Origin of the sequence: Cohaesibacter sp. CAU 1516 (genome assembly GCF_005771485.1) — a bacterium.
Classification (GTDB): domain Bacteria; phylum Pseudomonadota; class Alphaproteobacteria; order Rhizobiales; family Cohaesibacteraceae; genus Cohaesibacter; species Cohaesibacter intestini.
The window spans coordinates 647327-660036 of sequence record NZ_VANT01000001.1 but is presented as its reverse complement, the minus strand read 5'-3'; the positions used below and the strand labels follow the sequence as shown (position 1 = coordinate 660036).

Here is a 12710-nt window from a genome sequence, read left to right as displayed (position 1 = left end):
AGCGTTTCCATGTGCCAGCCATTTTCATCCCAACAAGGCAAAGACAAGCAACAGATCGAACTGGGCCATGACTTTCTGCCAAAGTTTGACAAGGACGGCCTGATTGCCTGCATTGTGACCGATGCCGACAGCGGCGACGTGGTAATGTTCGCCTACATGAACGCCCAAAGCCTGCACCTGACTCTGGAAACAGCCGAGGCCCATTACTGGAGCCGATCTCGTCAGGAGCTTTGGCACAAGGGCGCGACCAGCGGCAACGTGCAGGACGTGATCGAACTCAGAACCGACTGTGATCAGGATGCCATCTGGATCAAGGTCCGCACCCGCGGCGCCACTGCCAATTGCCATCAGGGATACAAATCCTGCTTCTATCGCGCAGCCAGCCTCGAAAATGGCAAATCCAGCCTCACATTCCGTGAAGACAAGCCGCTTTTCGACCCTGAAAAAGTCTATAAATGACGCAGGGGATTCCTGATTTTCACACCGAGTTCACGCCAAAATCACCGCAAATTGCCCGTTAACCTCCTTATTGTTAGTGGTTTCTTGAACCCCTCCTTCTTAAAATAGCTCTCAGGAGGGCACGCCCATGCTGGCACAAGTGCTGGACATATTTGGCCGCAACGGCTCTGACTTGCAGGAACAGGACGTCGATCCTGCGTCCCCAAGACTATTTGCAGCACCGCTTGGCTTGGCACTGGGCGGCGGCGCAGCCAAAGGCTGGTCGCATATTGGCGTCCTGCGTGCTTTGGAAGAAGCCGGTATCCGGCCTGACATCATCGCAGGCACCTCGATTGGCGCAGTGGTTGGCGGCTGTTATCTGGCAGGCGAGCTGGATCGACTGGAAGAATTTGCCCGCAGCCTGACCAAGCGCCGCCTGCTCGGCCTGCTCGATGTATCCTTCTCGGGCAAAAGCCTCATCAGTGGCGCTCGCCTGACCAAACTGCTTCGCCGATATCTTGAGGACATCCAGATCGAGGATCTCGATCGCCCCTTTATGGCGGTTGCCACCGAATTGTCGACCGGCCACGAAATCTGGTTGCGCAAAGGCCATCTGGTCACTGCGATGCAGGCCTCCTATGCGCTTCCCGGCATATTCAATCCGGTCAATGTCAACGGCCGTCATCTGGTCGATGGCGCATTGGTCAATCCAGTGCCGGTTTCGCTGGCCCGTGCGATGGGAGCCCGCGTTGTCATCGCGGTCAACCTCAGCTCGGACACATTCGGGCGCGGCACCATCATCCCGCATGCCCATGATGAAGATGACCGCATTCAACCCCATCCCGACAACGACCCCATCACCCCGGCAAGCGGTCCCTTGGGCAGCATTCGCAACCTGATCTATGGCCGTGAGGCAGACAGCCAGAGCATTTCCTCCATCATGTTCGACGCCTACACGATCATTCAGGATCGGATCAGCCGGTCCCGTCTGGCTGGAGACCCACCAGACCTGACGATCAATCCGCGCCTGCATGAGATCGGAATGTTCGATTTTCAGCGCGCGGACGAGTCCATTCAGGCCGGCTATGACGCCGCCCTGCGCGCCATTCGCGAACTGTCAGATCTCTCTGATGACCTCAAGGCTTAGGAGCCTGGGAACAACGATAGGTAAGACAACAAAAAGGCAGGATCTCTCCTGCCTTCTCTTCTGTCAGAATATTGCAGTCCCGACTCTAGGTTTGTGTCCCGGATCAGGGGGCTTGGCTTGGAGCCTTGAGCGCCTTGATCAGGCGCTGGCAATATAGGCCCGCATTTCATCGGCCTCTTTTTCCGCTTCCAGAATACGCTGCTTGACCACATCGCCGATCGACACAAGCCCGACAACCTTGCCGCCCTCCATCACCGGCATGTGACGAAAGCGTCCCGACGTCATGTGGGCCATGACTGTGGCAATGGTGTCGCCTTCACGACAGGTCATGACTTTGTTGGTCATGTGGGCGCTTGCCGGATCAGCCAATATGCTGGCCCCATGGTCGCTCAACGCCCGCACAATATCGCGCTCGGACAGGATCCCCTGCAGGCTTTCCCCTTCCGAAATCAGGACGACGCCGATCTTTTCGTCACGCAACAGTTTGACGATGTCAGACAAGGGACAAGAAGGCGACTTTGAAAAAATGTCGCGCCCTTTCTGGTCAAGAATCTGTGAAATTGTCATGCTCTTTCCCCTCATGATATGGCATCTGCCCCGATGCGAGCCTGAGGCTTCTTTGCGGGATCTGGTTGTGTGTTTTTGAAAGTCTGCGACGAAATGCGCCAGAAGGCAAGCGTCTGGATGAAATTGAGTTATTACAAGCGCGTGAGCAAAAGAAAAGCGAGGATCGAACTCGATCCTCGCCGCTATGTTCCAATCCGTCAGATTGCCGCCAAACCTACTTGATCACCTTGAGATGATCAGGTTGTTTCTTGGGCGGATCTTTTTTCGGTCTTTTGGGTGGGCGTGAAAAGGGATCGAGATACGGGAATACCAGCAAACCGGACACAAAGCCCCCAAGATGGGCCTCCCAGGCAACCTGTCCGCCCCCACCCATTAGGCCAAAGACCAGATTGAGCACCAGCCAGATGCCAAGGAACATCATGGCCTGCTGATTGTGGCGCAGCTGTTTCAGCGTCAGACACGGCGAAGTGTGCCGGGATTGCAAGGCAGCAAAACCACCATAACCACGATTGAAGGCAAACCGCGCGGACGCTGCCATCGCACCAGACAGGACGGCCGACACACCGACCAGCGGCGACGAACTACCTAAATGCAGCACCAGATGCACCAAAGCGCCCGCAGCCGCAGTAATGATGAAGAAAAGCGCAAAATTGACCGTGCCGATGCGCCGCAACACCACCGTTGCAAAAGCCGCCATCCAGACCAGATTGAGAATCAAGTGCATCCAGCTGCCATGCAGAAAGGCATAGGTCACGAATGTCCAGATGTCCCCCGGGAACCCGCCGGGAAAATCGAAGGCCTGTCCTGCCTCACTATAGCGGATCGGCAAAAATGAAAAGCCCAGCAACAAATCCTGTCGCAACGCCGCGGAGAGTACGAAATCCTGCAGGCCATGCAGCACAATCATGATCGCGCCCAACACCATGATCGGCATTGGCAGGTTGAACATCGGTTCGCGCGGTGGCGGCATGCCATTGGGCATATGCCAATTGCCTCTTGGATTGAGTGCCATGGTCTTTCCTTGTCTTCAGCAGCCCGGATCTGATCGCGCCGGGTCCGTCTCACATCATGCTTTTTGGCATTTGGGGTGCCGTTCCAACTTATCATGCAGGAATTGGACCAACCCTGCCCTGTTCAGGTTTCAGGGACCAAGATTAGACAGAAAAGCGTTAACAGCGTGGCAAAGGCAAAAAGAAAGCCACCCGCCGGTCTCTCTGGACCAATCCGGATGGCTTGACGCCTCCTGAACTCCGTCAGGAAAGTTTGAAGAGCCGCGATGCGAAGACTGATAGGAGTCCGTCATACGCATCGTGGAAGCTGTTAAGATCTTGTTTACACTCCCGGCCAAGGGCGCGCAAGCGCAAGTCTTTGTTAACCTTAATTGCCAAGGCAAAGTCTTGCACGCTGCGCCGCGCCACTTGGCACGCCCTCTGCTTGGTAAGCGTTCATGACAAACAACGAAGCAGAGTCTGTATCAGCTTGAGACAAACCTGATCCCGACCCGCCCCAAAAAGAGAAACAAGATGAAACATCAGGTAACGCGTGATCTCTTCACCTATTGGGACAGCCTGCGAGGCGGCAGGCCAGCACCGGAGCGTAGCGACATCGATCCGGCCGAAATCCATCAGATTCTTGGTGACACATTCATTCTGGAATATGAGAATGAGGACCAGCTAACCTTCCGTCTGGCCGGTACCCGGCTATGCGGTTCCTTCTGTCGAGAGCTCAAGGGGCGGAGTTTTCTCGACATCTGGAGCCAGGAAGACATTGCCAGCGTCAGATTGCTACTGACCGCCGTGGCGGAAGACGAGGCCGCTGCTGTGATCGGCTTTGAGGGCAAGACAGAGCGCGACCAAACCCTCAACTTTGAAACAATCCTGCTGCCATTGCGTCATTTTGGCCAGACAAAGAGTCGCATTCTGGGCGCAGCAAGCCCGGTCGAGATGCCATACTGGGTTGGAATCTGGCCATTGACCGAGCTGAGCATTTCGTCCATGCGCCTGATCTGGCCCGATGAACGCCCGGCTTTCATGCGCCACTCACAAAAGGACTCCGCTCCCAAAGGGCGTCACGGCATTGCCCCTTCCACCCTTGCCATTCCGAACCCGGTGGCTGGCCGCCCGATGTCCCGACCCAATACCCGGTCAGCAGTACAGTCCGAACAGCGCTTTGGTCATCTTCGGGTCATTGAAGGGGGACGCAGCGAATAATTTTTGAAAGTTAACGCCGCAAATCACGGAAATTCACAGTGCAGAAAGGGGCTCAACACACGGATTGTTGGTCCCTTTTTTCTTTGCCTGCACAAATTGCAACGGATTACCAATCGGCACGGGAAGACTAGGGCTTTGTTAACTATAACCGGACTAGGATGGCTCTAGTACGTCCATGTTGTTTGTTTATGGCGAGAAAGCAGTCTTGATGTCGGCAATTCTCCAAAAATCTACCTTGCCTCGAGTGATCGAGCGCCGTCGCCACCAGCGTGTTAAGGTGAACCTGCTTGGCCGCTTTATGCTGGAGAACAAGACGGAATATCCCTGCCAGGTGATCAATATGTCCCCTGGTGGCGTTGCGCTGATCACCCCGATCCGTGGGGAAATCGGTGAACGGGTGATTGCTTATATCGACCATATTGGTCGGATCGAGGGGAAAATTGTACGCAAGATCGAAGGTGGTTTCGCAATCACCATCGACGCCACGTCGCGCAAACGCGACAAACTCGCCTCACAATTGACCTGGCTGGCCAATCGACACATTCTTGATCTACCAGAAGACCGCCGTCACGAACGTCGCACACCAAAGACACCCATTACGAAACTGATCACCGAGGACGGCGAAGAGCATATCTGTCGCGTTCTCGACCTGTCTCTGTCTGGTGCGGCCATCAAGACCAAGGTCCGCCCCCCTCTTGGCAAGCCAGTCAAGATCGGCAAGATCCGTGCCCGCGTGGTGCGCCACCTTGACGACGGGCTGGCGGTTGAATTTGCCGCTGTTCAGGACAGCAAGAATATCGACGACAATCTGCGTTGAATGTCCCCAACTCCGATCAAAGACTGGCCATCGGTCCACTGACCGGTGACGGCATCTTTATGGCCAAGACTTGAAAGCATGCGACACGGGATCAGCCAGACATATACTGCTTACCCAATGGCCAACCAGAAACTGCCCTTCACAGGCCGCTGAACACCAGCAGTGACATTCCCCATTCTTTTTTCGAAAAAATCAAAAAAAATTTTGCGCTTTTCAGAGCTGAAATTCGGCGACCATTGCCCAATCTTCGCATCATCGAGAGCCTGAAGCGCTAAAAAGGCCGCCCCATTTTCGGAGCAGCGCTACGGTCGGCCTGTGTTCGTTTCCCTTCGACACCGCCAACGCCCTCCCGCCGCCAACATCCTAATCTCACCATAACATAATGAAATACTTTGCTTTTCTCCGATCTCTACAATTTTAGAAAAAGCTGCTTCAATTTTTCGCCTAAATAGGTGAAAAACAAGATTGAATTTTATTCGAAGTAAATTCAAAAATTATTTAAAGTAAAATCAAAATAAAATCCATTGCTACTCAATTTTTATATTTATTTTATTCAAATATAACAACTGAAGTTTCAAGTATATAAAAATGGATACTCTATAAATCTCCCTACAACGACGGGAGATTACCATGAAGAAAAGCATCTGGGGATTTGCATTTCTTAGCGTAGCCATCATCACTCTTACCATGCCTGTTCAGGCGGCTCGCTACTCACCATTCATGTCCATCAAGGGCAAAACCTCTGCGCCAATTGGCCATGTCAATTTCTGCCGATCGAATCCGGTGGAATGCAACAAAAAGTTCCGGGTGGACCGCGCTGTCAAGCTTTCGCAATCCAACTGGGCGCAGCTCATCAGCATCAACGGCCATGTCAATCAGACAGTGCGTCCGGTAACCGATAGTGAACAATATCGCGAAGAAGAACTATGGACCTATCCAGCCGGTGCCGGCGATTGTGAAGATTATGCGCTGTTGAAACGCCGCATGCTGATCAATGCAGGCTGGCCAGAAACCGCTCTTCTCATCACCGTGGTGAAAGAAGTCAATGGCAATGGTCATGCCGTGCTGACCGTACGCACCGACCGCGGCGATCTTATTCTAGACAATCAGGATCCGCGCATCCTGCCATGGGACAAAACCCCATACCGCTATATCAAACGTCAGGCAGCTCTTCAGCCTTCTGCGTGGATCGCGATTGACGATCCAAGATAACCTTTCCTTGCGACAAGACAATCGCCTCAAGCAAGGAAGGACACCTCAAAGGAACCTGATCACAATCCCCATACCCGTCCAAACCGATCAGGTTTTTTGGGCCAGCCGCCCCCACGGCTGGCCCTTTTTTTCGTGCTCGATCAGAGCGGCTTGAGATTTTGGGCGAAAGCCTTCCAGTTCGCCACATAGCGGGCGGCAGAATCCATCAGTTTCGCGACCGCCTCTTCATCTAGCACCCGCACCACCTTGCCCGGCGCACCCATCACAAGGGAATTGTTCGGAATGACCTTGTCCTCGGTGATCAGGCAATTGGCACCGATCAGGCAATTCTTGCCAATCTTGACGCGATTGAGGATGGTCGAGCCCATACCGATCAGCGTGTTATCGCCGATGGTACAGCCATGCAAAATCACATTGTGACCAATCGTGCAGTCGGCACCAATTTCGACAGGGCAGCCGGGATCGGTGTGAAGGGTGCAATTTTCCTGCACATTGCTGCGCTCGCCAATGGTCAGTGGTTCATTGTCCCCACGCAACATTGCGCCAAACCAGACGCTGGCATCGCGCTTCATGATCACTTTGCCAATCAGATCTGCAGAAGGCGCCACCCAATAGGCTCCCTCTTCTGGCAGGTCTGGCTGAAATTCTCCCAACTGATACAGGGCCACGATAGTCGCCTTTCATTTCTAGAGCTTTGAAGTCATTGCCAATCAGGATACAGACTTCTCCGCATCATCGAAACCACGCTCTTTGGGCAAGCCGGCACATGCGCACAAGACGATGGCCGCACCATCCCCCGTCAGCTTATGACCCAGGCGGCCCCAAGAAAGGTGTTCATCAGCAACACACCCGAACAGGCGCTCCAGATACCGGCAATGGCCGAAGAGCCGAACAACCAGCCAATCGGCCGGTTTTCCAGCCGTCGTCCTCGCAAGGCATTGCGCATGATGATGAACGGTCCGGCAAAGGTACACATCACGACCGACGACAACACACCGGGAAAACTGCGCGCGGACACCCGGAAACCAGCCGGGCGCTGGGCAATCATTTGATAGAGCGTGGAGAGAATGCCAGCACAAACGAATCCGACACATGTCACATAGACCAACGCAAACACTTCCAGTCCACCGACAGTACTCATGACCCAAATCCTCACTGGGTCTTGGCGGCATCCCAAACAGCTGCACGCTCCCGACCCTTTTTGAAACAGTTTCAGGCGACAAATGGCGGAACACAGCCCCTCGCCCTTCAAATCGAACCATCCCGTGTCATGCTGGGACAGCCGATCTGTTATTGAGCAAGGCGATGCAAAGGACGTGCCGCAGCTCAGACGATAGCTGTTCACATGGCAGATTGCGGCATTTTTGAGACCACCGCCAAGCGCCTGCGCAAAAATGGGCATTGGGAACTATGGCCGGATTCCACCGATCCAATGTGGCAAGAACCTATCCGCTTGCCAGAGGAGCATGACAATCCGGATAAAAGCGTCGAAGTTCTGGCAATCGTCATTGGCGTGCATTTTGTGCCGTGAAGAAATTTGACGCACAACCATAACGTCAATTATTGTCTTCCCCATCGAAAGCGCGTGATGCCTGATGGCCGCGGACGCTTGGAACATCAAACTTATTTCAATAACCAAAAATACAACTTGAAAAATGTGTAACTAAACATTAGTTACAGTATGCTGTAATATGGTCTGGGGCATCCTATGGGAAAAACCGAAAAGCTACTTAGGAAGCTCACTGAGTGTAACGGGAACTTTGATTTCAAAGAGCTATGCACTCTGCTCCAACGATTGGGTTACGAGCTGAAAGAAAAAGGTCGCTCCTCGGGAAGCCGAATTGCTTTCTACAATGAAGAACGAGACCATATGATTTTGACGCATCGCCCGCACCCGGAAAAAGAGATAAAAGGCGGCGCGCTCGCTGATATCAAAGAGAAGCTAACCGAAGTTGGCTTCCTTTGATGATGTGATTGGGAGAATACGATGGCAAAGAACATTGTTGAACATAAGGGCTACGTTGGAGAAGTATTCTTCGACGATGGCACCCTACATGTTAAAGCGCTCCACTTGAGAGATGCGCTAATCGCCGAAGTAGAAGACGGAGACGTTCAGCACGCATTCCAAGAGCTGATTGATGATTATCTCGAACTTTGTGACGACCTCGGACGCAGCCCAAACAAGGCTTTCAGCGGTTCATTCAACGTGCGCGTCTCTGAAGACATTCACCGCACGGCAGCAACAAACGCTGCGAAACAAAACATTTCGATGAGCCAATATGTTGAACTGGCAATCCGTGAGAGATGCATCCGCGACTCCAACGACGATAGCTTTTCGCCAGCCGAGCTTTTCGCAGACTTCTTCCCACGAAGTGCGCTTAACAAGGAAATTCGAAAATTCTTCGCCAACTCGACCAGCTTCAGTGATGAAGCCTTTGAATATGAAACAATGAAAATCCCTCATAGCTCAAGCAATAAAGACAATGTTTATAAGCTGGCGAGTTATCAAAATAACAAGCCAAAGGTTTGCACATCATGAGTGATTTAGATTCAGCCAGCAACAAAGAGCCAAAATCTGGCGCAATCATTGAAGAGCTGGGTTTAGCGAACATCAATTTCAAGCATGCGAAACCCTCTGAAGGCGCGTCCTTAACTGAAGAAGGCGTTTCCTACGGGTTTACGCTTCAGGTAGACCATGTTGAAAAAGAGGAAAATGATGTATACCACTTTTTCTATAGCTTTTCAGTGGTGCAGGCCTACGAGGAAGAAGGCAAAGAACTCCCTCAACCTTTATTGACTATAACTGCAAATTACCACCTCTGCCTAAGGACCAACGAAAGCTCATCTCAAGATTTCCTTGAACTGCCAAAGAGAATTGGAGCAACGATCGTCTGGACGCAATTCCGTTGCCTAATTGATACAATCAGCGCTCAAATGAACAACAGGTTCCCGCGCCTGCCGGTCACACCCGATGAGATAGAAGTCGCAGACCAAGTCATAAAGTATTTCACTGAAGCAAACTAGATCTCAAAAAGCCCCGCCACCGAGCGGGGTTTTTCATTGCACTTCTATGTTTCATGTTGCGCAGCTTATCCCTTTTTGATTGAGTATCAGAGTACGAAAAGAGGTTATTATGAAAAAAGCCTGTTCAGTTCTTTTGGGCGCATGCTGTTGCTTTGCACCCCCCGCGCTCTCAAGATGGGGCGATTGGGTAAAGGTATGCTCGCGGACAGGACATGCGTGATTCATCCACGCCTGCACCGCATCTCAGCAGATCAATGGCAAAAAGGTAACAAATGGCACAGCCCCTGGAAGAGCATGGCTCCCCTCAACGCTGGATTTTCTTCTTTCTAGTATTCGGGCTGATTGGCATAACAATCCTGTTCATCATTAGCCGGGTGTTTCAGTATTCCGGCCCGGCCTTGGTCAATTCTCCCTACAGCACGGACAAGCGTCTGCTGGCTTTCGAACTCGGAGATATCCGCTTTTACATCCCGGAAAACACAATCCGTCACCCTGAGCAACGCAATGGTCAGCGGGTCAACAAGCTCGACCTGATCATGCTGTGGCCGGGCCTCGATGGCTTCGACCTCGACAATCAGGTCGCCTTTTACGATGTGTCGGAAAAGTCAAAGCTGATCTTCGTTTCACTCAGCCATCAGGACGAGGTGCTGTCGAGCTCGGACCGTCTGTATGCGGTCTACAGCCAGTATTTTGTTGGCGAGCCAATCAAGGCGGAGGGTGGGTTGATCGGCTTTGCCATGGCCCCGGATTCCAGCTTTGCCGGGGAAAGGATCTATTTCAAACCCGATGATCACAATCCCTTTGCCGCCCGCTGCATCACGCCGGTGGAGAAGAGTCCCACCTTCTGTCTGCGCGATCTTAAACTCAACGACACGACCCAGCTGACCTATCGGTTCCGACGCCCTCTACTGGCCGAGTGGCGTGCATTGGATGCAAAGATCAAACAGCGGGTCAGCGCCTTCATCCGCAAGTGAGATGAAAGGACGACACAAAAGAAAAGCCGCATGAGAAGCTCCCATGCGGCTTGATACCAACTCGAATGCGTTCGATTCTAGTCTTCGTCGAGATCGAATTCCAGAATGGCCATCGAGAAATTGTAGGACAGGTCACCATCTTCTTCATCACGGAAGAGAACACCGACAAACTCGTCTTCCACATACACTTCGGCAGAATCATCCTTGCGCGGCCGCACCCGAACCTCAAGGCTCGGAGACTGCAAGGTCGCACGCATGAATTTCTGAACTTTCGCCAATTCGGTCTTTTCCAAATTCGCCTCCTGCAATTGCTGACCCCGCCGGGCAGGGCCATGTCCATAGTCAAGGGGACCCTACCGGAGGAAGGGAAGACCCGAACATTGATTTTGGTTGACCGCTGATCTCGCACAGCGTCCGGGCAGAGTAAAGCCGCTTTCCACACCAATCTTGTCTTTTCGCCCCCATTGCACCGAATGGCCGCAGCGGAGACGATGTCAACTATGGATTACGGCGCCTCTTTGAGCAACTGGTTCATGCTGCGTGATGGTTCTGCGCATCCAGCCTGACCAACAACGCGGGCCGGGACGCCCGCAACGGTGCTGTTGGGTGGAACATCCTTGAGAACCACCGACCCGGCAGCAACCCGTGAGCAATGGCCAACCTCTATGTTGCCAAGCACCTTCGCGCCAGCCCCGATCAACACGCCATGACGGATCTTTGGATGACGATCGCCATCTTCCTTGCCCGTCCCGCCCAGCGTGACACCCTGCAGAATGGAAACATCATCCTCGATGACCGCCGTACCGCCAACCACCACGCCGGTAGCATGATCGAAAAAGATACCCTTGCCAAACGGCACCTTGGGGTGAATATCCACCTGAAACACCGCCGATGCGACACTCTGCAAATAAAGGGCAAAATCCTGCCGCCCCTGAGACCAAAGCCAATGGGCCAGCCGGTGGGTTTGGATGGCCTGAAAGCCCTTGAAATAGAGCAAGGGATCGATGAAGCGGTCACAGGCGGGATCGCGATCAACCACAGCGACAATGTCAGCCCGCATCGCTTCGCTGATCGAAGGATCGGAGGCATAGGCCTCACGATAGGCCTGACGAATGACTTCGGAATCCATGGCCGGATTGTGCAGACGATCCACCAGCCGGTGAATGACCGCATTTTCCAGTTTCCGGTGGCTCAGGATGGTCGAATAGATGAAGCTGCTCAGCACCGGCTCGGCGCGCACCACATCTTCGGCCTCTGCCCGCACCCGGTGCCAGACAGGATCGACCAGATCCAATTGGTCTTCGCTTCGCTTCACACTTGCTTCAGCCATGCTTCATCTGCCTCTTCTAAGCCTATGGAAGACTTTCAAACCCATTTCATTGTCGCTAGACATAATGAACAAAGAGATGCCCTGCAAGGTCTGCGACCCCAGTTTGGACTGCGCTCTTGCGGGATACCTACCAACTCCTTTTCAGCAAAGATACCATATTCATGAGCGACATCACAATTCACGACAAGATCCTTCTTGAGCGCTCCGGCCCCATCGGACGCATCGTCATCAACAACGAAGCCAAGCGCAACGCCATGTCACTCGATATGTGGCAGGCCATTCCCGGTGCGGTCAAAGCCCTCGATGATGATGCCGAGATACACGTGATTGTGATCATCGGGGCTGGCGATGTGGCCTTCATTTCCGGAGCGGATGTCACTGAGTTTGATGTGGTGCGCAAGGATACGGCATCGGCCACCCGCTACGACGACATCACCGCCGAGTGTTATCGCTCGGTGCGCAATGCCAAAAAGCCGACCATCGCGCTGGTCAAGGGTTTCTGCATGGGCGCCGGCCTTGGCCTCGCGGCGGCCTGTGATTTGCGCCTGTCCAATGAGAGCGGCAAGTTCGGCATTCCCGCCGGGCGCCTTGGCGTTGGCTATCCCACCAAAGCCATTGCCGACATCGTCAATATCGTTGGCCCGGCCAAGGCCAAGGAGCTTTATCTCACCGCCAAGGTGCTGGATGCCACCGAGGCCGACGCCATGGGGTTGCTGAATGAAATCTATGCGGATGAGGAATTTTCCGAAAAGGTCGAGAAATACTGCCTCAATGTCGCCCGTCTTGCCCCGTTGAGCGCTCAGTATCACAAGGCGGCCATCAATGCGGCCTTCGAACAGGTTGATCATCTGTCGATGGACGAGCTGCGCTCCATGGCAACCACCTGCCTCGACAGTGACGATTATGCCGAAGGCCTGCGAGCCTTTGCGGAAAAGCGCAAGCCCGTCTTTGTCGGCAAGTAACCAAACACCCTTCAAGCAGGCCGTCACCT

Annotated in this window: 17 protein-coding genes; 11 read left to right on the top strand and 6 right to left on the bottom strand. The window is 53.4% G+C overall.

The features are described from left to right. Window positions 1–9: 9 nt before the first annotated feature. Window positions 10–459: a phosphoribosyl-AMP cyclohydrolase gene (gene hisI / locus FDK21_RS03015; protein ID WP_138147458.1), complete on the top strand. Its 450-nt coding sequence runs from the start codon at window positions 10–12 to the stop codon at window positions 457–459. 127 nt (window positions 460–586) lie between these two features. Beyond that, window positions 587–1585, top strand: coding sequence for a patatin-like phospholipase family protein (locus tag FDK21_RS03010; protein ID WP_138147457.1), 999 nt, complete (start codon window positions 587–589; stop codon window positions 1583–1585). Window positions 1586–1723: 138 nt separating this feature from the next. Here FDK21_RS03010 and FDK21_RS03005 read toward each other — a convergent pair whose 3' ends face one another. Together FDK21_RS03005 and FDK21_RS03000 are read right to left on the bottom strand one after the other, a co-directional pair. Then, window positions 1724–2152 carry a CBS domain-containing protein gene (locus FDK21_RS03005; RefSeq protein WP_114009248.1) on the bottom strand — a complete coding sequence of 143 codons (429 nt, stop codon included), beginning with the start codon at window positions 2150–2152 and terminating at the stop codon, window positions 1724–1726. A gap of 214 nt (window positions 2153–2366) precedes the next feature. After that, entirely contained in the window at window positions 2367–3164 is a 798-nt protein-coding gene (locus FDK21_RS03000; protein ID WP_138147456.1) for a rhomboid family intramembrane serine protease, read from the bottom strand. A gap of 511 nt (window positions 3165–3675) precedes the next feature. Here FDK21_RS03000 and FDK21_RS02995 point away from each other — a divergent pair. From FDK21_RS02995 to FDK21_RS02985, 3 genes are all read left to right on the top strand, one after another. Then, entirely contained in the window at window positions 3676–4362 is a 687-nt protein-coding gene (locus FDK21_RS02995) for a PAS domain-containing protein (protein WP_114009251.1), read from the top strand. A 208-nt stretch (window positions 4363–4570) separates the two neighbouring features. Next, a complete protein-coding gene (locus FDK21_RS02990) occupies window positions 4571–5179 on the top strand; it encodes a PilZ domain-containing protein (RefSeq protein WP_114009688.1) in 609 nt (202 codons plus the stop codon). A 630-nt stretch (window positions 5180–5809) separates the two neighbouring features. Continuing rightward, window positions 5810–6391 (top strand): transglutaminase-like cysteine peptidase, encoded by a 582-nt coding sequence (locus tag FDK21_RS02985; RefSeq protein ID WP_245418410.1) that lies wholly within the window; start codon window positions 5810–5812, stop codon window positions 6389–6391. A 140-nt stretch (window positions 6392–6531) separates the two neighbouring features. On the opposite strand, the gene FDK21_RS02980 is transcribed toward FDK21_RS02985, so the two are convergent. Both FDK21_RS02980 and FDK21_RS02975 read right to left on the bottom strand, forming a co-directional pair. After that, complete coding sequence (locus FDK21_RS02980) at window positions 6532–7059, bottom strand: gamma carbonic anhydrase family protein (protein WP_138147455.1); 528 nt, start codon at window positions 7057–7059, stop codon at window positions 6532–6534. A gap of 131 nt (window positions 7060–7190) precedes the next feature. Beyond that, window positions 7191–7532: a hypothetical protein gene (locus FDK21_RS02975; protein ID WP_114009253.1), complete on the bottom strand. Its 342-nt coding sequence runs from the start codon at window positions 7530–7532 to the stop codon at window positions 7191–7193. Between the two features lie 204 nt (window positions 7533–7736). Here FDK21_RS02975 and FDK21_RS02970 point away from each other — a divergent pair, with 204 nt between their 5' ends. From FDK21_RS02970 to FDK21_RS02950, 5 genes are all read left to right on the top strand, one after another. After that, window positions 7737–7922 (top strand): hypothetical protein, encoded by a 186-nt coding sequence (locus tag FDK21_RS02970; protein WP_138147454.1) that lies wholly within the window; start codon window positions 7737–7739, stop codon window positions 7920–7922. Between the two features lie 177 nt (window positions 7923–8099). Next, a complete protein-coding gene (locus tag FDK21_RS02965; RefSeq protein ID WP_138147453.1) occupies window positions 8100–8357 on the top strand; it encodes a type II toxin-antitoxin system HicA family toxin in 258 nt (85 codons plus the stop codon). A gap of 21 nt (window positions 8358–8378) precedes the next feature. Further along, the gene (locus FDK21_RS02960) at window positions 8379–8930 is read left to right on the top strand and encodes a type II toxin-antitoxin system HicB family antitoxin (RefSeq protein WP_138147452.1); all 552 of its coding nucleotides are present in this window, start codon (window positions 8379–8381) and stop codon (window positions 8928–8930) included. Further along, entirely contained in the window at window positions 8927–9415 is a 489-nt protein-coding gene (locus tag FDK21_RS02955; RefSeq protein WP_138147451.1) for a hypothetical protein, read from the top strand. Before FDK21_RS02960 ends, FDK21_RS02955 begins: the two co-directional genes overlap by 4 nt. A gap of 272 nt (window positions 9416–9687) precedes the next feature. After that, the gene (locus FDK21_RS02950) at window positions 9688–10389 is read left to right on the top strand and encodes a hypothetical protein (RefSeq protein ID WP_138147450.1); all 702 of its coding nucleotides are present in this window, start codon (window positions 9688–9690) and stop codon (window positions 10387–10389) included. Between the two features lie 77 nt (window positions 10390–10466). On the opposite strand, the gene FDK21_RS02945 is transcribed toward FDK21_RS02950, so the two are convergent. Next, a complete protein-coding gene (locus FDK21_RS02945) occupies window positions 10467–10682 on the bottom strand; it encodes a DUF3126 family protein (protein ID WP_138147449.1) in 216 nt (71 codons plus the stop codon). 212 nt (window positions 10683–10894) lie between these two features. After that, a complete protein-coding gene (cysE, locus tag FDK21_RS02940; protein WP_114009256.1) occupies window positions 10895–11719 on the bottom strand; it encodes a serine O-acetyltransferase in 825 nt (274 codons plus the stop codon). Between the two features lie 161 nt (window positions 11720–11880). On the opposite strand from cysE, the gene FDK21_RS02935 reads away from it, so the two are divergent. Next, the gene (locus FDK21_RS02935; protein WP_138147448.1) at window positions 11881–12681 is read left to right on the top strand and encodes an enoyl-CoA hydratase; all 801 of its coding nucleotides are present in this window, start codon (window positions 11881–11883) and stop codon (window positions 12679–12681) included. The last annotated feature ends 29 nt before the right edge of the window (window positions 12682–12710 follow it).

What these genes read in the sequence shown, in the direction of transcription:
- FDK21_RS02995 (WP_114009251.1), top strand. Translation starts at nt 3,676, where the DNA reads ATGAAACATCAGGTAACGCGTGATCTCTTCACCTATTGGGACAGCCTG.
- hisI (WP_138147458.1), top strand. Translation starts at nt 10, where the DNA reads ATGTGCCAGCCATTTTCATCCCAACAAGGCAAAGACAAGCAACAGATC.
- FDK21_RS02935 (WP_138147448.1), top strand. Translation starts at nt 11,881, where the DNA reads ATGAGCGACATCACAATTCACGACAAGATCCTTCTTGAGCGCTCCGGC.
- FDK21_RS03000 (WP_138147456.1), bottom strand. Translation starts at nt 3,164, where the DNA reads ATGGCACTCAATCCAAGAGGCAATTGGCATATGCCCAATGGCATGCCG.
- FDK21_RS02955 (WP_138147451.1), top strand. Translation starts at nt 8,927, where the DNA reads ATGAGTGATTTAGATTCAGCCAGCAACAAAGAGCCAAAATCTGGCGCA.
- FDK21_RS02990 (WP_114009688.1), top strand. Translation starts at nt 4,571, where the DNA reads ATGTCGGCAATTCTCCAAAAATCTACCTTGCCTCGAGTGATCGAGCGC.
- FDK21_RS02970 (WP_138147454.1), top strand. Translation starts at nt 7,737, where the DNA reads ATGGCAGATTGCGGCATTTTTGAGACCACCGCCAAGCGCCTGCGCAAA.
- FDK21_RS02960 (WP_138147452.1), top strand. Translation starts at nt 8,379, where the DNA reads ATGGCAAAGAACATTGTTGAACATAAGGGCTACGTTGGAGAAGTATTC.
- FDK21_RS02950 (WP_138147450.1), top strand. Translation starts at nt 9,688, where the DNA reads ATGGCACAGCCCCTGGAAGAGCATGGCTCCCCTCAACGCTGGATTTTC.
- FDK21_RS03010 (WP_138147457.1), top strand. Translation starts at nt 587, where the DNA reads ATGCTGGCACAAGTGCTGGACATATTTGGCCGCAACGGCTCTGACTTG.
- FDK21_RS02975 (WP_114009253.1), bottom strand. Translation starts at nt 7,532, where the DNA reads ATGAGTACTGTCGGTGGACTGGAAGTGTTTGCGTTGGTCTATGTGACA.
- FDK21_RS02965 (WP_138147453.1), top strand. Translation starts at nt 8,100, where the DNA reads ATGGGAAAAACCGAAAAGCTACTTAGGAAGCTCACTGAGTGTAACGGG.
- FDK21_RS02985 (WP_245418410.1), top strand. Translation starts at nt 5,810, where the DNA reads ATGAAGAAAAGCATCTGGGGATTTGCATTTCTTAGCGTAGCCATCATC.
- cysE (WP_114009256.1), bottom strand. Translation starts at nt 11,719, where the DNA reads ATGGCTGAAGCAAGTGTGAAGCGAAGCGAAGACCAATTGGATCTGGTC.
- FDK21_RS03005 (WP_114009248.1), bottom strand. Translation starts at nt 2,152, where the DNA reads ATGACAATTTCACAGATTCTTGACCAGAAAGGGCGCGACATTTTTTCA.